1 pseudogene is annotated in these 332 nt (G+C 45.8%); it reads left to right on the forward strand.

From position 1 onward, the window contains the following. Positions 1 to 70: 70 nt before the first annotated feature. Positions 71 to 332, forward strand: a pseudogene (locus ACUU1I_RS21385) (AAA family ATPase); the annotation flags it as partial.

Here is a 332-nt window from a genome sequence, read left to right on the forward strand (position 1 = left end):
CTGGGCGTGGCTCAAACAGGAGTGGCGACGCTTTACCGATCGATTTGTTAACAGTCAGGCGCACATTATTATGTGCGGGCGTGCAGGATATGAGTATGACTTTTTCGAAGGTGATGATGGCAAACGCCAGTTGGCAAAAACCGGTATAAAAATGAAAGCAGAAACAGAAACCGGTTATGAACCCTCCATCCTGATCCAGATGGAGAAGCAAATGAACATAGAAACCGGTCAGGTGTGGCGCACCGCCAGAATACTAAAAGATCGCTCCACCCGTATTGATGGACAGGTATTTTCAAACCCAACATTTAAAAACTTTCTTCCTCATATCGAGT

The organism is Shigella sp. SIG3, assembly GCF_053555855.1.